General features: G+C 62.2%; 15 protein-coding genes and 4 pseudogenes. 11 read left to right on the top strand and 8 right to left on the bottom strand.

What is annotated here, in order from left to right; translation table 11 throughout:
- Positions 1-420: 420 nt before the first annotated feature.
- Genes PSAKL28_RS11295 through PSAKL28_RS11285 form a run of 3 tightly spaced genes read left to right on the top strand, consistent with a single transcriptional unit; the run spans position 421 to position 5,209 of the window.
- A complete protein-coding gene (locus PSAKL28_RS11295) occupies positions 421-2,223 on the top strand; it encodes an acyl-CoA dehydrogenase (RefSeq protein WP_038610202.1) in 1,803 nt (600 codons plus the stop codon).
- A gap of 36 nt (positions 2,224-2,259) precedes the next feature.
- On the top strand, positions 2,260-4,371 hold the full coding sequence (locus tag PSAKL28_RS11290) for a 3-hydroxyacyl-CoA dehydrogenase NAD-binding domain-containing protein (RefSeq protein WP_038610199.1): 2,112 nt from the start codon (positions 2,260-2,262) through the stop codon (positions 4,369-4,371).
- A 55-nt stretch (positions 4,372-4,426) separates the two neighbouring features.
- Positions 4,427-5,209, top strand: a complete 783-nt coding sequence (locus PSAKL28_RS11285; protein WP_038610196.1) for an SDR family NAD(P)-dependent oxidoreductase — start codon at positions 4,427-4,429, stop codon at positions 5,207-5,209.
- A gap of 98 nt (positions 5,210-5,307) precedes the next feature.
- On the opposite strand, the gene PSAKL28_RS11280 is transcribed toward PSAKL28_RS11285, so the two are convergent.
- Both PSAKL28_RS11280 and PSAKL28_RS11275 read right to left on the bottom strand, forming a co-directional pair.
- A complete protein-coding gene (locus PSAKL28_RS11280) occupies positions 5,308-6,345 on the bottom strand; it encodes a DUF1254 domain-containing protein (RefSeq protein ID WP_084589090.1) in 1,038 nt (345 codons plus the stop codon).
- Positions 6,346-6,403: 58 nt separating this feature from the next.
- Positions 6,404-7,759, bottom strand: a complete 1,356-nt coding sequence (locus PSAKL28_RS11275) for a DUF1214 domain-containing protein (RefSeq protein WP_038610193.1) — start codon at positions 7,757-7,759, stop codon at positions 6,404-6,406.
- A gap of 220 nt (positions 7,760-7,979) precedes the next feature.
- Here PSAKL28_RS11275 and PSAKL28_RS11270 point away from each other — a divergent pair, with 220 nt between their 5' ends.
- A complete protein-coding gene (locus PSAKL28_RS11270; protein ID WP_038610190.1) occupies positions 7,980-9,140 on the top strand; it encodes a GGDEF domain-containing protein in 1,161 nt (386 codons plus the stop codon).
- A gap of 65 nt (positions 9,141-9,205) precedes the next feature.
- Here PSAKL28_RS11270 and PSAKL28_RS11265 read toward each other — a convergent pair.
- Positions 9,206-9,976, bottom strand: a pseudogene (locus PSAKL28_RS11265) (phytanoyl-CoA dioxygenase family protein); the annotation flags it as partial.
- Between the two features lie 194 nt (positions 9,977-10,170).
- On the opposite strand from PSAKL28_RS11265, the gene PSAKL28_RS11260 reads away from it, so the two are divergent.
- Together PSAKL28_RS11260 and PSAKL28_RS11255 are read left to right on the top strand one after the other, a co-directional pair.
- Positions 10,171-11,037 carry a sensor domain-containing diguanylate cyclase gene (locus PSAKL28_RS11260; protein ID WP_038610187.1) on the top strand — a complete coding sequence of 289 codons (867 nt, stop codon included), beginning with the start codon at positions 10,171-10,173 and terminating at the stop codon, positions 11,035-11,037.
- Positions 11,038-11,131: 94 nt separating this feature from the next.
- Positions 11,132-11,805 (top strand): annotated as a pseudogene (locus PSAKL28_RS11255) (oxidoreductase); the annotation flags it as partial.
- Between the two features lie 129 nt (positions 11,806-11,934).
- Here the strand turns inward: PSAKL28_RS11255 and PSAKL28_RS11250 are convergent.
- From PSAKL28_RS11250 to PSAKL28_RS11230, 4 genes and pseudogenes are all read right to left on the bottom strand, one after another.
- The gene (locus PSAKL28_RS11250; RefSeq protein ID WP_038610184.1) at positions 11,935-12,849 is read right to left on the bottom strand and encodes an FAD:protein FMN transferase; all 915 of its coding nucleotides are present in this window, start codon (positions 12,847-12,849) and stop codon (positions 11,935-11,937) included.
- On the bottom strand, positions 12,839-15,049 hold the full coding sequence (locus tag PSAKL28_RS11245) for a PepSY domain-containing protein (protein ID WP_038610181.1): 2,211 nt from the start codon (positions 15,047-15,049) through the stop codon (positions 12,839-12,841). Before PSAKL28_RS11245 ends, PSAKL28_RS11250 begins: the two co-directional genes overlap by 11 nt.
- 11 nt (positions 15,050-15,060) lie before the next feature.
- Positions 15,061-15,528, bottom strand: a complete 468-nt coding sequence (locus tag PSAKL28_RS11240) for a DUF2271 domain-containing protein (RefSeq protein WP_038610179.1) — start codon at positions 15,526-15,528, stop codon at positions 15,061-15,063.
- Between the two features lie 726 nt (positions 15,529-16,254).
- Positions 16,255-17,354: pseudogene (locus tag PSAKL28_RS11230) on the bottom strand (DUF3616 domain-containing protein).
- Positions 17,355-17,664: 310 nt separating this feature from the next.
- Here PSAKL28_RS11230 and PSAKL28_RS11225 point away from each other — a divergent pair.
- The 5 genes and pseudogenes from PSAKL28_RS11225 to PSAKL28_RS11210 all read left to right on the top strand — a co-directional run bounded on the left by PSAKL28_RS11225 (position 17,665) and on the right by PSAKL28_RS11210 (position 21,098).
- Complete coding sequence (locus PSAKL28_RS11225; RefSeq protein ID WP_038610173.1) at positions 17,665-18,597, top strand: peptidoglycan-binding protein; 933 nt, start codon at positions 17,665-17,667, stop codon at positions 18,595-18,597.
- Between the two features lie 222 nt (positions 18,598-18,819).
- The gene (locus PSAKL28_RS26475; protein WP_051939302.1) at positions 18,820-19,278 is read left to right on the top strand and encodes a hypothetical protein; all 459 of its coding nucleotides are present in this window, start codon (positions 18,820-18,822) and stop codon (positions 19,276-19,278) included.
- Positions 19,279-19,480: 202 nt separating this feature from the next.
- A pseudogene (locus PSAKL28_RS26860) lies at positions 19,481-19,886 on the top strand (helix-turn-helix domain-containing protein).
- A gap of 86 nt (positions 19,887-19,972) precedes the next feature.
- Positions 19,973-20,542 carry an HD domain-containing protein gene (locus PSAKL28_RS11215; RefSeq protein WP_038610171.1) on the top strand — a complete coding sequence of 190 codons (570 nt, stop codon included), beginning with the start codon at positions 19,973-19,975 and terminating at the stop codon, positions 20,540-20,542.
- Positions 20,543-20,696: 154 nt separating this feature from the next.
- A complete protein-coding gene (locus PSAKL28_RS11210; protein ID WP_038610168.1) occupies positions 20,697-21,098 on the top strand; it encodes a hypothetical protein in 402 nt (133 codons plus the stop codon).
- 6 nt (positions 21,099-21,104) lie between these two features.
- On the opposite strand, the gene PSAKL28_RS11205 is transcribed toward PSAKL28_RS11210, so the two are convergent.
- Positions 21,105-22,205, bottom strand: a complete 1,101-nt coding sequence (locus PSAKL28_RS11205) for a DUF3616 domain-containing protein (protein ID WP_038610165.1) — start codon at positions 22,203-22,205, stop codon at positions 21,105-21,107.
- Positions 22,206-22,279 lie beyond the last annotated feature (74 nt).

Below are 22,279 nucleotides of genomic sequence, written 5' to 3'. Positions count from 1 at the left end.
CATACACGCAAGTTCAGGCGCCGCGGACTGCGACTTCAGGAGGCCGAGCGGAGGTGCCTGTAGGGGCCGGTGCGCAGCACCTTCGGCGTAGCCGAAGAACGCGAGCCGTAGACTTGGCGAAGCAAGTCGTAGGCCGCGTGGCCCGAGTCGAGCGCTAGCGAAGGGACCCGGAGCGCAGCGTAGGGCCGGATGCAGGAGCGAGCGGTTTTGGTTCTTTTTGCCAAGACAAAAGGGACCCGCCGTAAGGGCGGAAGGGGCCACCAGCATCGCCACAAAAAATGGATAAGCCCACAGCCTCAACATCAACAACCTCTTGTCCCACCCCTTTGGGGGGGCGCACCACTCCCGGCAATTGGCTCTACTGATAGCGATCACAAACCGCTGGCCACCTAGGCGCCAGGACCTGTGCGAGAGACCACGATGACCGATGCACTGCTCAACGAACGCGAACTGAGTTTCCAACTCTATGAACTGCTCGACACCGAGGCGCTGCTGCAGCGTCCACGTTATGCCGAGCACGACCGTGCGGTATTTGACGCCACCTTAGAAACCGCTCGCGGCATCGCCGCCGAATATTTCGCCCCGCACAACCAGAAAGGCGACGCCCAGGAGCCCACCTTCGACGGTGAAAAAATCACCCTGATTCCAGAAACCAAGGTTGCCTGGGACGCCTTCGCCCAAGCCGGTTTCCTCGCCGCCCACCATGATGCCGACGACGGTGGCCTGCAGCTGCCGGAAGTCATCCTGCGCGCCAGCATGGCTTATTTCAATGCCGCCAATATCGCCACCGTGGCCTACTCGTTCCTGACCATCGGTGCTGCCAACCTGGTCAAGAGTTTTGCCAGCGACACCCTGCGCGAACGCTTTCTGCCAGCGATGCTCGATGGCCGCTTCAGCGGCACCATGGCCTTGACCGAACCGGGCCAGGGCTCGGCCCTTGGCGATCTGCGCACCCTCGCCCGCCCGGCCGACGATGGCAGCTACCGCCTGTTCGGGCAGAAGATGTTCATTTCCGGTGGTGACCACGAGCTGACCGACAACATCGTGCACATGGTGCTGGCGCGGATCGAAGGAGCTCCTGCCGGCACCCGTGGCATCTCGTTGTTTCTGGTGCCCAAGTACCTGGTCAACAGCAACGGTCAACGCGGCGAGCGCAACGACGTGGCCCTGGCCGGGCTGCTGCACAAGTTGGGCTACCGCAACACCACCTCGACCGTGCTGAACTTCGGTGAACAGGCGGGTGCGGTCGGTTACCTGGTGGGCGAGGCCAACAAGGGCCTGTCGTACATGTTCCAGATGATGAACGAAGCGCGTATCGGCGTGGCCCTGGGCGCTTCGGCGCTGGCCTACCAAAGCTTCATTCATGCCCTGGACTACGCCCGCGAACGCCCGCAGGGCCGCCTGCCAGGCGCCAAGGATCCGTTGTCGGCACAGGTGCGTATCGTCGAACACGCCGATGTGCGGCGCATGTTGCTGCAGCAGAAGACCTACGCCGAAGGCAGCCTGGCGCTGTGTCTGTATGCCAGCAGCCTGTACGAAGACGCCCATACCGCAGCCGAGGAGCAAACGCGCCGCGATGCCGGCGAACTGCTCGACCTGCTGATTCCGATGGTCAAGTCCTACCCGTCGAAGTACGGCGTTATCGCCTCGGACATCGGCGTACAGATCCTCGGCGGCTCCGGCTACATCCGCGAGTACCCGCTGGAGCAGTACTACCGGGACAATCGCCTGAACCCCATCCATGAAGGCACCGAAGGTATTCACGGCCTTGATTTGCTCGGGCGCAAGCTGCAACAGAACGGCGGCACAGGTTACCGTCTGTTCTGCGAGCGGGTCCGCCGCACCCTCGACGAAGCCGGGCGCGACGAGCGCTGCGCCGCCCTTGCCTACCTGTTGAGCGGCGCCGTGGATCGCTTGCAGGATGTCACCGAAAGCCTGCTGGCCCAGGTTGCCGCCGACGCCAATCGCGGCCTGTCCAACGCCACTGCGTACCTGGACCTGTTCGGCCGCGTGCTGGTGGGCTGGCTCTGGTTGCGCATGGCACTGGTCGCCAGCCGCGCCTTGGGTGCCGGGGCAGTAAATAGCGAAGCCGACTTCTATAACGGCAAATTGCAGGCGGCACGTTACTTCATGGATTGGGAACTGGCCGGCATCGATGCCCAGGCCCGCCTGCTCGCCAGTGCCAACCGCACCAGCGTTGACATGCAGGACCAGTGGTTCTGAGCCCGTCCCCCTCATTAGCGCTACAAAGGAGTCACCATGAATTCTCTGGTTACCTATCAGGTGGAAGACAACCTGGCCCTGATCGGCCTCGCCCGTCCGCCGGTCAACGCCCTCGGCCAGCCGCTGCGCGCCGCCCTGCTGCAGGCATGCGAACAGGCCAACAGCGATCCTTCGGTGCGTGCCATCGTCATCTTCGGCGCCTCGGGGCTGTTCTGCGCCGGCGCCGATATCACTGAATTCGGCAGCCCGGCATCCTTTGCCACACCGAATCTGCCCGACGTCCTGCTGCGCCTGACCCGGCTCGACAAGCCTCTGGTTGCTGCCATTGGCAAACTCGCCCTGGGTGGCGGTCTTGAGCTGGCCCTGGCCTGTGGTTATCGCATCGGCGAACCGCAGACCCGCGTCGGCTTGCCGGAAATCAACCTCGGCCTGCTGCCCGGTGCCGGTGGAACCCAGCGCCTGCCGCGGCTGATCGGGGTACAAGCGGCACTGGAGATGATGATCAGTGGCGCCCAGGTCCCGGCCAAACGCGCCCTGGAGCTGGGGATTGTCGACCGCCTCGCCGACAGCGCCGAACAGCTGCTTGCCAGCGCCTGTGCCTATGCCCGCGAACTGATCGCCAACGGCGCTCCGGCCCGCCCGAGCGAGCCTTTTGCCGATCCGGCCAAGGGTGTGGCTGCAGACTTCTTCGAACGTTACTGCGTCGAGCAGGAGCCGCGCTGGAAAAGCCGGCTGGCGCCGCGCCTGGTGTTCTCGGCGGTGCAAGCCGCCTGTTTGCTGCCGCTGGAGCAAGGCCTGGCACGCGAACTGGCGCTGTTCAAGCAGGCTGAAGCCTCGCGCCAGTCCGAGGCCCTGCGCCATGTATTCTTTGCTGAACGCGAGGCCGGCAAGGTGCCCGGAATCGACGCCAGCACACCGTTGCGCCCGATTGCCAAGGTCGCCGTGATCGGCGCCGGCACCATGGGTGGCGGCATCGCCATGAACTTCGCCAATGTCGGTATTCCGGTAATCCTCCTGGAACGCCAGGGCGATGCCCTGGACCGCGGCCTGACCCAGATCCGCCAGACCTACGGCATCAGCGTCAAGCGCGGCAAGCTCAGCGAGGCCCAGCTGGAGCAGCGCATGGCACTGCTGAGCGGCACCCTGGATTATGCCGACCTGGCCGACGCCGACCTGGTGATCGAGGCGGTGTTCGAAAAACTGCAGATCAAGCAGGAGGTGTTCCGCACCCTCGACCGCGTGTGCAAGCCGGGCGCGATTCTCGCCACCAATACCTCGTCGCTGGACGTCGACCAGATCGCCGCCGTGACCTCGCGCCCGCAGGACGTGATCGGCCTGCACTTCTTCAGCCCGGCCAATGTCATGCGCCTGCTGGAAGTGGTCAACGCCCGGGAAACCGCCGCCGATGTGCTGGCCACCACACTCAAGATGGGCCGCAGCATCGGCAAGATCCCGGTGGTTTCCGGTGTCTGCTTCGGCTTTATCGGCAACCGCATGCTTGAGCCCTACGCCCGTGAAGCCCACCGCCTGGTGCTCGAAGGCGCCACCCCGGCGCAAGTGGATGGCGTGCTCACCGGGGTGGACCTGAACATGGGTGTGTTCAGCATGCTTGACCTGGCCGGCATCGACGTCAACTTTCTGGTACGCGATGCCAACCGCGCTGCCATCGCCCACGACGAGAGTTACTGCCGTGTCGGTGATGAGCTCTACGCGCTTGGTCGCTACGGCCAGAAAACCGGGCGCGGTTTCTACCAGTATGAAGGTCGCGAACGCCACAATGACTACGAAGTGGTCGCGCTCGCCGAGCGCCTGGCCGGTGAGCTGCATGTCACCCGCCGCCCCGTCGACGATGGGGAAATCCATGCCCGTTGCCTGTTCATGTTGATCAACGAAGGCATCCAGTTGCTCGATGAGGGTATCGCCTTGCGCTCGGGGGATATCGACCTAGTGTGGATCAACGGCTATGGCTTCCCGGCCCATCTTGGTGGCCCGATGCACTACGCCGAGCAGTACGGCCTGGACAAAGTGCTGGCCGGCATCCGCCACTATCGCGATTCGCTGGGTGACTATGGCCGGATGTGGTTTACCCCGGCGCCATTGCTCGAACGCCTGGTGGCCGCCGGCAAAACCACCATCGAACGCATCTGATGCATCAGGTAGGCGCCACGCTGGCGCCTGCCCCTCGCACAAACAGGATTAGCCCATGCAAGAAGACATCACCTCTCCCTTCTCCCTGAGTGGCCGAACCGTGCTGGTCACCGGCGCGTCCAGTGGTATCGGCGCCCACCTCGCCCGCGTTGCCAGCCGTGCCGGTGCGCGGGTGGTTCTGGCCGCACGCCGCGTGGAACGCCTGCACGAACTGGCCGAAGCGCTGCGCCAGGACGGTGGCCAAGCCCTGGCAGTGGCCATGGACGTCACCGATCGGGCCAGCGTCGAAGCCGCCTTCGACGCTGCCGAAGCCGCGTTCGGCGTTGTCGACGTGGTGCTCAACAATGCTGGTGTCGGCAATGGCCAGCGCGTGCTTGAAGTCAGCGAGCAGGACTGGAGCCACATGCTGTCGACCAACCTCGACGGCGTCTGGCGCGTGGCCCAGTGTGCAGCGCAACGTCTGGCGCGCGCCAAGCAGGGCGGCAGCATCGTCAACATCGCCTCCATGCTCGGCCTGCGCGTTGGTACCGGCTACAGCCATTACTGCACGGCGAAGGCCGGCGTGGTGCAACTGACCAAGTCGCTGGCGCTGGAGCTGGCCCGTTATGACATTCGGGTCAATGCCATTGCACCGGGCTACTTCATCACCGAAATGACCGACGGTTACTTCGACAGCGAACAGGGTCAGGCGTACATCCGCAACGCCGTGCCGATGCGCCGCCTTGGACGCCTGGAGGAGCTTGAAGGACCGTTTTTGCTGTTGGCCAGCCAGGCCGGGGCCTATATGTCAGGGTCGGTATTGGCGGTGGATGGCGGCCAATTGGTGGGGAGTTTGTAAGGCTGCTTCCCGGTGGGAGCGGGCTTGCCCCGCGATTGCGGTTTGTCCGTCACACCGCATCGCGGGGCAAGCCCGCTCCCACAGAATGCCCACTCACCTCAAAAGGCGGGATGTGCCTCAGGCAACTTCCACGAGCCATCCAGCACCGCCTTGGCCGGCTGATAGAAGCGCACCATGTAGTTCCAGCCCGGCATGATCGGCAAGCAGTTGGCAACCGTCGCCTCGCATCCGCCAAAGCGAACCAACACCTTACCGTCCTCACCTTTGCGTGCAGTGAGGTTGTTCAGTGCGTAGGCTTCCTGGGCATTCTTCTGGAATTGCCCCTGCGCGTTGTAAACACTGATGGACCAGAAAGCCCCTGCAGGCACATTGGAAACATCCAGCTGGTACGGGGTCTTGCCATCATTAAGCTGCGGCGTGACAACCTGGTAGTAAGCATCCTTCTCCGGGTTACCACCCCAGGCCATGGCACTGCCGATCAGGTGGCGTACCGGGTCAACGTCTTCACGCTTGCCGAACATGCCGCGCGAGTCTTCAAGGGTCGAGCCCAGCGCCAACAACGCCTTGCGTATGTGCGCGCGGCTGGCTTCGTCCCAGTTCGGCACCTGGAACTGCCCAGGCCCGCCGTCCTGCCTGGCGACGATGGCATCCTGCAAGGCGGCAATCTTGGTCAGGTCCTGCGGGTCGGCGGGGTTGATCAGGGTCCGTACGCCGAACATGACATAGCGGGTGGACACATCCGCGCGGTTGAGGCGGTACTCCCCTGCCCCATAGTGAACGCCGATGACCTGGTGATCCTCGTCGATCATCACCAGCGACATGAAGCGCCCGCCGGCGTCTGGCAGGGTCACGCTGACAGGGCCGGCGTCCATATCGAACACCGCGGTTGAATACAGCGTGTCGCGGTTCGGCCGGATCACGGTCGGGCGGTCCACCGGAATCAGGTTGCGCCAATGGGAAAACGTGCCAAAACCGCCGCGTTTGGCGGTCAGGCCGAAGTAACGGTCGGTCTCGGCGCGGGCGAAGTTGTCGACGGTGACCGGCACCGCCGCCGTTTGCAACGCATCGCTATGCGCTACCGGCAGGTAGGCGCCGTACAAGGCGATAGCCGCCACCAGTGCTTTCAATTCATTCATTGTTGTTGTCCTTATGATTGCAATGACCGCGGCGCGCTGGCCGCGGTCTTGACGCCTCTCAGAGCCTGACCAGCGCCGGAGGGAAATAGTCGCCAGCGGCTACCACACCCTTGGCGCCGTAATAGCGCAGGATCAGCCTGAACGGCTGGCCCGCAGCGGTAGGCAGCCAATTGCCCTGGCTCGCGCCTGCCGGCTGTTGCGGACCGAAATAGAGGGTCAGCGAACCGTCGGCGTTGTATTTCAGGTCGGATTGGTTGTTGAGCAGAAAGCGCCCTAGCGCGTTAGGCAACACGCGGAAGTTTTTCGCATCGGTGGCGGTGATCGACCAGAAGTAGCGGGCAAAATTTTGCGGCAACTGGTCAGCCGGAATCGTCAGCGAATAGCTTTGGCCACCGTCAAGCACCTCGCCGCTGCCCGCTGCGGCCGCACGGAAGTAGTGAACCTCCTGCTGGGTGTTGGCCCAGATGCCGCCATAGTCGACCAGGGTCCGGGTCAGGAAGTCGCTGCCGTAGGCGCCGGAGACTGCCGGGCGCACCCAGCCATTGCGTACGGTTCCCGGCCCGATCGTAGCCGCCGACCTGGCCAGTGCAGGATAGGTACGGGTTTTGATCTGCTGATCGATACGTGCGCGCGTGGCCGGATCTGCAACCTGCGCGGCGATTGCCCGGACCCTGGCCTGCACGGCTTGCATGCCGGGGTTCAGGTCCGGCTCCTGCAGGGCAGCTTCAGCCTTGTCGAATGCCTCGACGCCAGGCAGCTTGTTCAGCTCGAACATCAGCGCCTCGGGGACCGCCGGAAGCGTTGGCGTGCCGGTAGGACGCAAGGTGAACTGCTGCTGCAGCTGCTCGGCTTGCCTGGCATCGGCGCCCAGCTCCACCCGCGACAGCACGCGGGCGGTGCGCACCAGCAGATCGATACGTTTGACGCCAGCGGGCAGCGTCACCTTTGCGTCCTTCAGGCAGACCGCAAAGTCGCCAAAAGGATGATCGGGCTGACTGCGCTCATTGATATTGGCCAGTGTCTCGCCCCAGCCATTGAGGAACTGCACTGTGTAGTAGCGATCGACGATTTTCGGCACCGAGATCTGCGCGCAACTGCGCTCGTCCAGGGCTAGCCAAGCTTCCGAGTACGCGACATCAAGGTTGGGATTGGGCCAGTCCACGGCTCCTGGCTTGCGGTGCACAAGCTGGTTCCACTGCATCCCTTGCTGAAAGTCCAGCTGCTGTTGGCGCAGCACCAGCAGGCGACCCAGCAAATAGATATAGGCGTCACTGACCTCCTGGTCCGAGAACGCCTGCGTTTGTGGCGCAGTGACGGTTTCACTGGCGTGGACAAAAGATGACTGCAACGCGGCCGTCAGGCAGGAAACTGCAAAAACGCCTCCGGCAAGCGCCAGTCGCGATGATCGTTTCATTATTATTCTCCGTGGTAATCCATTATCTGCAGCACCCGCAGCTTATGCATGAGACAGACGGGTTCCACACCTCTCCTTTGGGGTGGGCACCAGGATGCAAGGGTATCTTGCAGCCGCAGCGCTCCAGCGTTCGGGCTGTGGCAGGTCGGGACGCGGGAAAAATCGACGCAAACGCTTACAATTGATTGCATTTCTGCCCATCAGACAGACCCCTCAGGCTATGGCTCTCGACCCTCCCACGCTGTTGATCCTTTCTATCGCCCTCGCCGCGGCGGCCGCCCTGTATCTGGCGGTCGAATGGCGCAGCATTCGCGAATCCTCGCTGCTGTTCTGGAGCGCAGGCTTTGCCACCATCAGCGTCGGCTCGACCCTCGCCCTGCTGCGTATCAGTGGCCTGCTGCTGATCGGCATCTGGTTCGCCAACGGCCTGCTGGTGCTGGCCCATTGGCTATTTCTGATGGGCGTCGCGCGCGTCACCCAAACTCGTCTGTCACGCGGTTGGTACCTGGTCTTCGTCACCTGGCTGGCGCTGCTGCTACTGCCGAGCGAGCCATGGTGGTCGAAGGTCATGTTGATGGCCAACTCGCTGCTGGTTGCCGTGCTGGCGCTCAGAGCCAGCTTGCTTCTGCGCCCCCATGGCAAGTCATTGAGCGTTGGCGCCGTGCAATTGCGCTATGTATTGCTGATCCACGGCCTGTTCTATCTGGCCAAGGCCCTGACCGCAGTGATTCCCGGCACACTGATCGATCTGGCGGCGTTTCATGGCGAGATCATCCAGATTTCGCTGGTCGAAGGCGCGATGGCGATCATGTTGATCGCACTGTCGATGACCGGTACCGAGCGCCACCGCCGTGAAGCGCGCATAGCGCGGCTGGCCGCACGCGACCCGCTGACCTCCCTGTACAACCGCCGCGCCCTTGAAGTGCGGGCGCCACGCTTGCTCGAAGGTGTTTCGGCCACGCGCCCAGGCGCCTTGATGCTGATCGACATCGACAACTTCAAAGGCGTCAACGACCTGCACGGCCATCTGGCCGGCGACCGCCTGCTCATCGCCCTGAGCGAGATGATTCGTTCGCACCTGCCCGAAGGCGCGCTGGCCGCCAGACTGGGCGGTGACGAGTTCGTCATTGTCCTGAGCAATACCTCACCGCAGCGCATTGTCGAGCTGGGCAATACCTTGCGCGAGCGCTTTCAGCAGACGGCCTCAGCCTCGTTCGTCACTCCCGATGCCGTGACCCTGAGCATCGGCGCCACCTTGTTCGACCAGCCGCCGGCAAGCCTGGCGGCATTGATCGAGCAAGGTGATGCGGCGCTCTACGAATCCAAGCGCGGTGGGCGCGACAGTGTTCGTCTGGTGGAGCGTACGGTGGCGGGTGTTTGAAACTATTCCCGGTGGGAGCGGGCCTTGCCCCGCGATCGGGCGCGAAGCGGCCGTAAAACCTGAACTCACGGTACAACTGTCACACCGGGCCGGCTGGGTTCGCTGCCGCTTTGCGGCAGATCGCGGGACAAGGCCCGCTCCCACAGCTCCTCTCGTGTCGATAGCGCCAACATTTCGGCTGCCGTGCAGCGTAGCACTGAAGATCGCAAGCCGAACTGGAGGACGATCACATCGCGCTCCAGCCCGCTACGGTTGGCTGTCCCCCCGTGCAACGTGGCTGAATGTAGTGCCAGGCAACTACCGACGGGCACGTCCGGGCATAGCGCTGTGTCGGTCACGGTATCGGTAGTCAGATGAGAACCCGGCACCACTGCGGTACCGCCATTTAGGGCTGACATGAACTGCAGCGGGATCAGCAGACGTACGGTGCGACCATCTTCACTGGCGAAGTAGGTGTTGCCCCCATCTCGATGCCAGCCTATGGCAGGCCCTGTTTCACCGGGTTTGCGGGTCAGGTTGGCAAAGTGAAAGAGCAGATCGCAAGGCGCGCAGTCGAACAGCTCGGCAACACGGTCCCAGATCGATTGCTGTGAGATAAACCGCGCAAAGCGGGGCTCAAGGCCGATAAGGTCACTGATGATGAACGGCTCATGCGTGCACGCTTCAAGCTCGATGCCCGGGTTGCGCTGCGGATGGCGACGCCCCGCATCACCGATGCTCAACCCCGCCGACAACACCATCTCTTCACCTTGCCTGTACCGGTCTATCAGACCGTCGACGAGGTCACGAGCCAGCGCCAGCTCGTTGTCACAAACAATTGAAGGGATTACCGCATAGCCTTGCGAGGCAAATCACTGTCCTTGTGTTCAATCCAATCCCGCTTGCAAGATCCGTTTGTCAGGTGGCGCGAGACTAGCCTTGAATGGCACGCAAGTCCATTTACAGGCGCAGCGCAAGTCTGCAGGATTGCTTGCCGCCGCCCTGCGCGGTCAGGCTATGATCAAGCAATTTGAACCGGACCTCCTGGCCTATGCCCGTTGACCTACAAGCGCTCTACCCCAAACTGATCCACCTGATGCTAGACACGGTGTTCGTGGTCGATCGGGACAACCAGATTGTCTTTGTCAGTGATGCCTGCGAAACCCTGCTCGGTTACCGGGCCGTCGAGCTGATCGGCACCCCGATCACCGACTACATCCACCCTGACGACCTGTCGGTGACACGGGCCTCCATCATCCGGGTCATGAACGGGCATTCCCACGTCGATTTCCGCAACCGTTACATCCGCAAGGATGGCGGTGTCGTGCACATTCTCTGGGCGGCCTTCTGGTCCGATGAGGTGGAGGCGCGGATCGGTGTCGCGCGGGACGTGACCGCCCTCCGCCAGGCCGAGGAAGAATTGCGCTTCATGGCCCATCACGATCCGCTGACCGCGCTGACCAACCGCTCGCTGTTCAATGACCGGCTGGACTCGGCCCTGCGCGCCGCACATCGCCACAACAACATGCTGGCGTTGCTGTTCCTGGATATCAATGACTTCAAGGGCATTAACGATGTGCATGGGCATGCAATGGGCGATCAGGTGCTGTGCATGGTTGCACGACGGCTGCAAGCCTGCGTCCGTGAGACGGACACCGTGGCGCGGATGGGCGGCGATGAGTTCACCGTGCTGTTGACGGATATCCAGTCGCAGGAAGCCGTTGCCGAGAAGGTGGCGCAGATTCTCGCGACCATGGCCGAGCCGCTGGGTGCTGAGTTTGGCGCGATCAACATGCCGTCCTGCAGTATCGGCGTGGCCTTTTATCCTGCGGATGGGGAAGATGCCGATACGCTGCTCAGCCATGCCGATGGCGAGATGTACCGGATTAAAAGGCAGCGTTCGTCGGCGGCTGGGTAGCGAGCCTGCTGGATACCGTTGGCAATGCACGGTGGGATTGAGTCTGTTGGCAAGGTCCGCTATCGGTTTCGGCCCCTCGCCAACGGCAGCATTGGTGATCGAAGAGGTCATTCTGCGCTTTGCGCGCAACGCACGCCTCGGCGAACAAGCCGGTTTCACCGGCGTGGAAATCCACGCCGCCCATGGCTATTTATTGAGTCAGTTCCTTTCGCCGCTGACTAATCAAAGAACGGATGAGTGGGGCTGCCCCCTAAGGTGGTTGAACGGCTCAACGATCTGGGTGTGGATTTGGTGGAGTTATCAGGTGGCAGTTACGAAGTACCCGCCATGCAGGGTGAGGCGCGCGATGCTCGCACCCTGGCTCGCGAGGCCTATTTCGTTGGGTTTGCCCGTGACATCCGGACCGTCGCCAGGATGCCCGTGATGGTCACCGCAGGCGTACGTCGACGTCCCGTTGCTGAAATGGTTGTCCAGAGTGGTGTGGACATGGTGGGTATCGGAACGGCGTTGGCCATCGATCCTCACCTACCTCGTGATTGGCTCCAAGGTAAAGACAATGCCCCTCAATTGCCGCCGATCACCTGGAAAAACAAAGCCGTCGCGTCCTTGACCAACATGGCGCTCGTCAAGTTCCAACTGCGCAAACTCAGTGAACTTAAAAAGACTGATCCACGCGTGTCACTGTTACGCGCACTGATCTTGCAACAGCTCGCCACGGCATGTCGCACCCGTCAATATCGGCGGTGGGTAGCAAAACGTTCGACGTGACTCGATACCCATTTCAATCTCAACGATCCAAGGGTGCTTTGAACCGGAAATCAGGTTTCACCGAATAACCAAAGGTGCCACGCATGGAGCACGCTTGCGCTGGCTTGGCACCGATGGCCAACTGACGATTCAGAGCCCGACGGCCACCTCGCGCAACTCATTGCCCTCGCGCAGCACGAAGATGGCGCCTAAGCCCTGGTGTTCGGCCAGCACCCGGCCGCGTTCCAGCCCAAGCACCATCAGCGCCGTGGCCCAGGCATCGGCGTACATGCAGCTGGTGCATAGCACCGAGACCGAGGCCAGGTTGCTCTGCAGGGGCTCGCCGACTGCCGGGTCGATGGTGTGCGAGTAGGTCTTTCCGTCCTGCTCGCGCCAGTGCCGGTAATCGCCGGAGGTGGCGATGGCGATGTCGGACAGGTCGAGCGCGCCCAGCACCTCACGCCGTCCCCTGACCGGCCGCTCCAGTGCCACCCTCCAGTCACTACCGTCGGCCTTCACGCCACGGGCGCGCATTTCGCCGTCGATACCCACCAGGTAGGCGTCGATGCCGTGCGCCTCCAGGCAGCGCGCCATCTCGTCCACTGCAAAGCCCTTGGCGATGCCGTTCAGGTCCAGAGTCAACGGGGAATGCTTGCGCACGCGCTTGAGCGCGGGGTCGATTTCCAGTGCCTCGCTGGCGCGCACAAGTCGGCCTGGAGTGCGGCCACTGGACCGCTGCGGACCGAAGCCATAGGCCTTGATCAGTTCGCCGACCGAAATCTCGAAGGCCCCCCCGGAGGCGGCGCTCACCTGCAGTGCGCTGACGAGCACCCAGAGCAGTTCGTCGGGCACTGCCAGCAACTGCCCGCAGGGCGCGGCGTTCAGGCGCATCAGGTCGGAGTCCGGCTTCCAGATCGACATCTGCCGGTCGACACTATCCACCGCCGCCTGAAGCGCGGTGCCGATGGCGGCGGTATCGAGCCCGTCCGGAGCCTGCAGCACGGCACTGAAGCGCGTGCCCATGGTGGCTCCGCTCAGGTTGTAGCGCAGCTGTTCAGTAGACATCCTCGCGATACCTCCCCTGTAGACGGAACTGTTCGACACTACTGCCCTGCCCCTGTAGCAACGGTTCGATCACCTCGCGGACGCCAGCCGCCATCTCCCGCGAGCCGCAGACCAGCACCTGGGCGCCCTGCTGAAACAGTATGGCCAGACGCTGTGCGTCCTCGCGCAGGCGATCCTGCACATAGCGCGGCTGCGGCCCCTGGGAAAAGGCCAGGCTAAGCCCGGTCAGGCGGCCATCGGCCAGGTATGCTTCCAGCTCACGTTCGTAGAGGAAGTCCGACTGCGGATGGCGTCCGCCCCAGTACAGGTGAATCGAGCGCTGGTTGGCGTTCTTGCGCACGAAGCCGATCAGCGGGGCAAGCCCGGTGCCGGCACCGACCAGGATCACCGGGTGCCGACCCGCTGCGGGGCGAAAGTCCGGGTGCGCCTGAATGAAGCCCTCAAGGCAGTCGCCCGGCCGCAGTTCGTGCAGGCGACTGGAACAGAGCCCGCCCGGCTGCCTGCGCACACAGATTTCCACGGCCTCGTCCTCGTCGCTGCTGGCGATCGAGTAAAAACGCGGCGCATGACCATCGCCCGGGCGGATCGCCAACAGGTCGCCTGGCATGAAACGGGCACGACGCTGCCAGAGACGCGCCAGGCCACGCGGGCGCGGCTCGGGCTGCTGCGCAAAGCGCAGGATGGCCGCCGGCGACTCGCTCTGCTCGCCATAGAGCTCCCGGCTGAGCAACTGCAGGCGCTGCAGGGCCACATGCGGCTGCGCCGGAACGAGCTGCAGCGCGCAACCCAGCCACTCGCCCAGGTTCTGCGCCAGTTTCTGAAGCGCCGCCGGCTCAGCACGATCGATGCACTGCAGCGCCAGCGAAGACGCAAAACCTTGCCGTTCAAGCTGCTGCTCCACCTGCTGGGCAAAGCCGCAAAAATGCTGGAAACGCGAGTCGCCAAAGCCCACCAGGGCGGTTTCCAGATCTTTCGACGGCCGGCTGCGCTTGAGCCGCTCGAGAAACTCGCTGGCCGACTCGGGCGCCTGGCCGTCGCCATAGGTCGAGGCCAGTAACAGCAGGTGACTGGCCTGCGGATAGTGAGGCTGCAACTGATTCATGCTGGCGACGTGCACCCGTTGACCGGCCGCCTGCAGCTGCGCATGCAGCTGGCGGGCGTAGTGCCAGGTGCTCCCGCCTTGGCTGCCGACCAGCAGGATGACCTGCGCCTGATCGGCAGGGGCATTACCGTGCAGATCGCCGATCAGCCGCTTGCGCCGCCACCAGGCCTGCAGGCCCGAGCCGGTGAGAAACAGCAGCGCCACACTGCTGGCCGCGAGCACCAGCGACCAGAACACCGAACTGGCGCCGGTGTGTAGCGTGTAAGCGGTTTCATACAGACGCTGGGGCAGGCCGTAACGCTGATAGCTGATCCACTGGCCACTGGCGGCATTGACGAAGCCCTCACCGGTCGCCGTGCGCAGGCTGTAGTAGTTGCCCTCCTGGCTGTCGCGGGGAAAGTCCAGTTCACGCAGTTCTTCCAGCGCCAGATGGCGCAGCACCGGCAGGCTGCCCAGGGCGGTGGCCAGCGCCGAATAGGCGGCCTCGGGGTAGTCCGGACCGACCTCTTCATCGCCACCGATCAGCGCCAGACTGCTAGCCGACAGGTACAGCCCGCTCAGCGCCAGAAGCGCCAGGACCGGTAGCGTCCAACGCGCCACCACCGTGTGCCAGTGCGACAGGCCCCTGCCCGGTGCAATCGGCAGCAGCAGCCGGCGCCAGCCACCCAAGCGGCGGGCCAACAGCCAGGCCCCGCTCAGGCTGAGCAGCAGCAGGCCCAGCACGGCCAGGCCGCTCAGCCAGCGTCCGGCCGCGCCAAGCAGCAGCTCGCGGTGCAGGTCGCGGATCCAGTCCATCAGGGCGGAAGATTCATAGGGACCAATCACCGCGCCGCTGGCCGGATCGACCCGCAGCACGCCGCTGTTTTCGGCCGTGCTGTATCTCACGTGCAGTTCGCCACTGGGCACGCGTTCGATGCGCTCGATGCCCCGCACGGTTGCAGCGATGCGCTCGGCAATCTGCGCCACGCTGTCAGGGGACGTCGGTGCCTGCAGCTGTTTGAGCAACTGGCTGCTGGCAAGGCCAAGGCCGGTCACGGCCGAGATCAGAAGGAGAAGCCCCAGCGCGAGGCTGGCAACCAGATGGATGCGCTGCGACATGACCAGCCTCCTCAGAACCGATAGCCGAAGCGGTCGACATAGCCCTGCGCACTGCCTTCCACCGAGCTGGCCTGTGCGGTCAGCGGCAGCCTGATCTCGGCGCGGTTGTCGCGCTTGTCCTCGACGGCGCTGTCGATACGGATCTCGTATCCTGCGTCGATCAAGGCATCTTCGAGCTCGACAGCTACCTCCAGCGTTTCGCCGCTGCCGACGCTGGCGCCGGTGAGGCCGTCGTATTCAGAGCGCTGGTTGCCTGAACGCACCCAGCCCGGCAAATGCTTGTAGTACTTGGCCTTCTTGCCGGCCACCCAGAGAGTGCGCTGATAATGGCCCTGGGCATCGGTGATGTAGATGGCCAGATAGGCTTCGTTGCCCCGGTATTCCTTGAGGGTGGTCTGCAGGGTGATTTCACGGGCTTGGGCGGCGACCGGCAGCGCGGTGGCGCCAGCCAGTGCGAGGGTGATGGCGGTCTTGTGCATGGTGAACCTCTCCAGAAAGGATGGTTCGAGCTTAACCGGCCAACCTGAAACCAACCTGAATGGCCCGACCCACGTGGTTAAGATCGTCTTAAGGCGCGTCAGCTAGGCGAAAATGCCACTGAGAGAAATCCGCTATACCTCGGGCCGTCCTAGCGACGTCTGCTACCGCCGTTCTGGGCTAGAGGTGAATGTTAAAAAACCGTTGGCTATTTTTGCGTTGGCTAACCCGAGCTTTCCCCTGTTTATCGGTCTATCTGGATAAGCCCATAGCCCGGTAAGCGCGACACGAAGGATTCCCGCCGCCAGATGGCCACACATCCATTGTCCCTCAGCGGTTGTCTTCGCTCATGAAACTCCATGTCCCACGGATGGTGCTCTTCGGCCTGCTCGCGTTTGCGGCAGTGGGCGCGGCATCAGCAACACAAAGGAAGACCGCAACCCCTGCTTTCGCCAGCGGTCCGAGCGCCGGCCGAGGCTGCCGGTAACCCTTAGCCGAGTTTGGCCAGTATCGCCGACAAGCAACCAGGGCCGTTGCTTGCCCATGACGACCGTTACTGGCACGACCGTAGAGACGATTGGCGTCGGGATGATTGGCGCAGAGACAACTGACGCAGAGAGTAAGCCCGCCGGGAAGCCGAACGCCGTCGTGATTGGGAACGCCATCATGATCGGGCGATGCGCCACCGCTGCGAGAACGATCACCGCTACTACCGTCGCTAGTGCAAGCTAGCCTGGCGGATTGAGGACAAACAGGTCCCCTCCCACACTCAGATCACCGCGTCTACGGCTCTGCGCCGCCGAGTCGTAGACGATCAGCAGTAGCTCCCTACCCTGCTCACCGCTATCGAACAGGCACATACCCTCAGCATGATCGTCGCCTTGCCCGAACGGCACTTGCAGCACGGTTTCCAATTGATCGGTAAACACCTCGCTTTCCTCGCCGAACGCAAAGCCGCCACGCCAGCGAAAGACCGTTACCAGACCGTCGAGGTTCATGGTTGGGCCGGCGAGGATCAGCAGATCGTCGCCAATGATGCACAGGTCACGCACACCCAGGCCGTTCAGGGCGAAGAAGTGTTTGCGGTAGCGGCGTCCATCCGGGCCGATCTTCTTGAGCACCAGCGTGTCAGTCGAGCCGTCCTTCAGCTCGGGCTCGATCTCCAGCAGCACGACCCAACCGCGAAGGACTGGACCGCGCAAACCCAAAAACAGGCGCGGGCCGATTACCGCCAACCCTTCGACATCGAAACCGTTGTCTTTGCCCGGAATGCGCAAGAAGTCGCGCAGTTGATCATCTTCTGCAATTTCCGCTGTCAGGCCGTTACCGAGCTTGTTGCCATGCAGCTGCGCCGCCGTGCGTCCATCGGCAGCTACCTTCCCGGCAAGGACATAGCTGCCGTTCTCTTGTACCACAGGAATGCGCGCCAACAGAAAGCGATGCCGTCCGCCTCTACTGTCGATAGCCGCTTGATGTTCTTCTGTGCAGGCTTGTCGGCTTCGGCCTTTTTGCGCTTGAGGCTATGCGAGCCAACTACCCAGAGGTAGCCACTGTCAGGGTCATAGGCCAATCCCTCGATATCGATCTCGGCGTCTGGCTCCGGTATGGGCAGGTCCAGGTACATCATGAGCGGGAACGATTGGTGCTGATCGCAGATCACCCTTTCTCCAGGTGCAGCGTCCTGGATTGTCAGGCGCTCCAGGCTCGTGGTTTCGTCGTTGGCCAGCCAGAGTGAGTCGCCAATGCGCTGAACGACCGAAAGGCCATCGCGCAACGACGCAAGCGCCGGATCAAAGCGCAGCATCGCAATATTGCTTCGCTCGCTCATGAACGCTCTCCTTTGTTGATGGCGTTTAACAAGAAACTGTTGTCGAGGCTAGTGGCTGCCCGACGACGTTAAAGCCCCTTCGCTGGTCTGTTTTTTCACAGCCGATAGAGCGCTGGAGAATAGCCTGAGCGTTTGCGCGACATCCACAGGCGCCCCGGCAAACACCTTCCGTCGTGCGACCGCGCATGCGGGTAGACGCGTATAAAACTCTCGGCTAACCCTATTAACTAGTGCCGATGAACAGATGTAGCTCTGCGACCAAGAGCAGGAGGTTGCTCCTCGTCACTCGCTGAACGCGAGGAGAACAGCCATGCTGACGCCACTACAGAAACGAACCGCCCAGGCCATCGTCAACATCTTCGAAACCGGGAGCGTCCTCGGTGACTATGGCAATGTCACCTTGATCAAGGGTGATTCCGGGCACCTGACCTTCGGTCGATCGCAAACCACCCTGGCCACCGGCAACCTGCATATCCTGATCGAGCGCTATTGCCAGAATCCCGGTGCGCGATTCAGTGCACGTCTCAGCCCCTTCCTGGCTCGTCTGGCAGCGTGTGACACCGCCCTCGACCATGCCGGGCACCTGCACAACATCCTGCGCGCCACCGCCGACGACCCGGTCATGCGCGAGACCCAGGACCAATTCTTCGATCAGACCTATTGGCAGCCCGCGGAAAAATCCGCCAACAGCCTGCACATCACCACGCCGCTTGGCCTGGCGGTGGTCTACGACAGCACGGTGCACGGTTCCTGGAAGCTTATCCGCGACCGTGTCACCAACGACAAGGGAAGCCCCGACGCCGCAGGCGAACGCGAGTGGATCACGGCCTATGTCGAGGCGCGCGAAGAGTGGCTCGCCAACCACGACAACAAAGTGCTGCACGCCACGGTCTATCGCACTCAGGCTTTCAGCCGGCTGATCGAGCTGGGGCACTGGGGACTGGACCTGCCGCTGGTGGTTCGCGGCCTGGAAATTTCCACCGCCACTCTAAATGCAACACCACCGGGCTGCTACGTCGGGCCCCAGCCCGGCAGCCGCCAGCTGGCCTTGCAGACGCCCATGGCGCGAGGCCTGGACGTGCGCCTGGTGCAGTTGGGGCTCTCCGCCCATGGTGCGAACATCAAAGCCGACGGCCTGTTCGGCCAGACCAGCAGCTTACGGCTCAAGGACTACCAGAACGCCAACGGTTTACCGGCCACCGGAGTGGCTGATGCGGCGCTGATCATGCAGTTGCTGGAGTGAAGGCAAACCACTGTTCTGATTGCCCCCTATGCAATCAGAACAGCAGCCGGAGCATATCGGCTAACCCGCTTGACCATGCATTAGATCGTCGATACATATGAACCTAACCTTCAAAGTTCCAAGTAACTCTGTGTTCGCTTCGTCGTGGCAAACGTTGCATGTGCCCTCCTGCTAACGGCGGGTGTCCGTTTTCTCCGAAAGCTTGCGCACAGAATTAGCCCCTTGAATCCCCACCCCAACACCGTTAACCTCCCCCAGTCGCTGCCAATTCAGCGACCGGGCGTCGCGGCCCGCAAGGCAAGAGGCGCTACAGCGCCACACCACCACAATTGCAGGCGCTTTTTTTGTGTCCGCTTTCTGTGCAATGGCGGCTGTGCGTGGGAGACCTTCGGGGCTGCCGGGTTTCCTTTTGCCTCGGTCCGCGAACCCGCGCACAGCTGCCACCCTATTCAAGACGCCCTGGTCCACGCCTCCGTCCTGCTCAAAAGCGCCTACCAGACCAACGCCCACGCTTGTGAAATGGTCAATACCGAGGTGCGCGGGTTGCTTTGGGCGACTGAGCAATCGATAGAGATGAGCCTCGCACTGGTCGAGGCGTTGCTGGACGAGGTCGAAGCGCGCTCGGCAACGACCGCGTTGTTGCGTCGCTCGATGCAAGCAGGGCAATCGGCGGAGGAGTGATAGCCTGCGATTGGCCTGGGCCGTCGATGCGGCCCAATCAACTACTGCCATTCGCGTTTTCAGTTCTTTGTGACAGGCCGAATTCGGCCGCAAGCGCTCTTGCGCCGAGGGGAGCCAACTGTATCCATTTATCCAAGCAATTTGCAGGGTGGACTTACATAAACCAAACTAGCCAACCCGCCCGCCTCTCCAGGAAACCGAAATGCCTGACATGTTGCTAAAGCCAGCCTTGCCTGGCGTTGCGCTCAGGCGATGGCGTCTGCTGCACCGCGTCAAACAAAACCATGCCGCAGAGTTGTTCAACGTCACCCAATCGACCATTTCTCGCTGGGAAAGTGGCGTACAGGCAATGGACCAGGCAGCAGTTCACCCTGCCGGTCAGCGAGCTGCTGGGGCGTTCGCTATAGCGTTTTGCAACACCGGAGATCATTGGCAAAGAGCTCGCTCTGGATGAGTCCGGCTGGCGGGAAACCTGCGCCCCACCCGCGCTGGAGTTCACAACCGGCAACAACCACTCTGCCCTCGTGCCCATCAGCCAGAGCCACTGTCGCTGGACCCGTATCCCCCTCTCGGACGGCACTGCAGCACGCTTGGTAGAGACGCTCTGACCTGCCCCGCGCATATTTTATGCGTGGACGCTGAACAGTGCTGCGCCTAGTCTGGCACCCACAGCGATTGAGTCAGCAGGGGATGTATGGACATCGAAAAAATCAAAGGCCGTCTCGAGTTTCTGCGCCAGGCGGAAAAGCTCAAGGATGTACTCAGAAGCGCGCATACCTCTTGCGGGCGCACCGAAAGCACGGCAGAACATAGCTGGCGCCTGTGTCTGATGGCCATCGTTTTCGAGGATCAACTGCCCCGTCTCGATGTACTGAAAATGCTCAAGATGTGCGTCATTCACGACCTGGGAGATGCAATCAATGGCGATATTCCCGCCGTCAGCAAAGCGGCGTTTCCCAACAAGAGCGAGCAAGAGCGAAACGATCTTCTGCTGCTGACCAGCGCACTGGATGAACCGTTGAAAGCCGAGATCCTGGCGCTCTGGGATGACTACGAAAATGCGCGGTCTGCCGAGGCAAAAGCAGTCAAGGCGCTAGACAAGCTGGAGACAATCCTTCAGCACAATCAGGGCAACAATCCTCCTGACTTCGACTACCAGTTCAATCTGGCCTACGGCAAAAAATACACCGATGCCGATCCGCTGTTTGAATCACTTCGGAGCCTCCTCGACGAGGACACCAAAGAAAAGATAATCAAGGCGTAAGGCACAGACGCCCGCCTGAATGATTGGCTACGTAGAACTTTTCCCCTTTTAAAGGTCTATCTGCATAAGCCCATCAGCTCGTTAAGCGCGACACGCAGGTTCGCGCAGCCCGATGGCCACACGTCCAATTGTCATTCAGAGGTTGTCTTCGCTCATGAAATTCCATGTCCCACGGATGGTGCTCTTCGGCCTGTTCGCGTTCGCGGCAATGGGCTCGGCATCAGCAACGCAAATGAAGGCCTCAACCCCTGTTTTCGCAAGCGAAGCCCCAGCCGTTCAGGCTCCGGCCGCGGCGGCCGGCAACCCTTGGCCAAGCCTGGCCAGTATGGCCGACAAGCAACTGGGGCCGTTGCTGGCCCATGACGACCGCTACTGGCACGACCACCGCTGGGACGACCGTAGAGACGATTGGCGTAGAGATAACTGGCGCAGAGAGCAAGCCCGCCGGGAAGCCGAACGCCGTCGTGACTGGGAACGACGCCGTGATTGGGAACGCCATCATGACCGGGCGATGCGCCACCGTTACGAAAACGATCACCGCTACTATCGTCGCTAATGCACGCTAGTCTGGCGGATTGACGACAAACAGGTCCCCTTCCACACTCAGATCACCGTGTCTACGGCTCTGCGCCGCCGAGTCGTAGACGATCAACAATAGCTCCCTACCCTGCTCATCCGCATCGAACAGGCACATGCCCTCGGCATGATCGTCGCCTTGCCCGAACGGCACATCCAGCACGGTCTCCAACTGGTCCGCGAACACCACGCTTTCCTCGCCAGAGACGAAACCGCCGCGCCAGCGAAAAACCGTTACCGGGCCGTCCAGGTCCATGGTCGGGCCCGCCAGTATCAGCAGATCGTCGCCGCTGATGCACAGGTCACGCACCCCCAGGCCGTTCAGCGCGAAGAAGTGTTTGCGATAGCGGCGCCCATCCGGGCCGATCTTCTTGAGCGCCAGCGTATCGTTCGAACCGTCTTTCAGTTCGGGCTCGATCTCCAGCAGCACCGTCCAACCGCGAAGGACCGGCCCCCGCAAGCCCAACAACAGGCGCGAGCCGATGATCGCCAATCCTTCGATATCGAAACCGTTGTCTTTGCCCGGAATGCGCAGAAAGTCGCGTAACTGCTCGTCTTCGGCAATTTGTGCGGTCAAGTCGTTACCGACCTTGTTGCCGCGCAACTGCGCCGCCGTACGTCCATCGGCATCCACCTTCTTGGCGAGCACATAGGTGCCGTTCTGCTGGGCCACAGGAATGCGCGCCAACAGAAAGCGATTACCGTCCGCCTCTAGCGTCGATAGCCGCTTGATATTTTTCTGCGCAGTTTTGTCGGACTCGGCCTTCTTGCGCTTCAGACTGTGCGAGCCGACCACCCAGAGGTAGCCATTGTCCGGGGCATAGGCCAACCCTTCGATATCGATCTCGACGTCTGGCTCCGGTATGGGCAGGTCGAGATAGTTCATGAGCGCGAACGACTGGTGCTCATCGCACATCACCACGTCGCCGGGCGTAGCGTCTTGAATGTGCAGGCGTTCCAGGCTCGTGGTTTCGTCGTTGGCGACCCAGAGTGTGTCGCCGATCTGCTGAGCGACCGAAAGACCGTCGCGCAACTGCGCAAACGCCGGATCAAAGCGCAGTATCGCAGTATTGCTTCGCTCGCTCATGAGCGCTCTCCTGTCTTGATCGCGTTGAAACGAGAAGCTGTTGTCGAGGCTAGTGGCTACCCGACGACAATCAA

The sequence above is a fragment of the Pseudomonas alkylphenolica genome, assembly GCF_000746525.1.
Classification (GTDB): Bacteria; Pseudomonadota; Gammaproteobacteria; order Pseudomonadales; family Pseudomonadaceae; genus Aquipseudomonas; species Aquipseudomonas alkylphenolica.
This window is presented reverse-complemented; position numbering and strand designations above follow the sequence as displayed.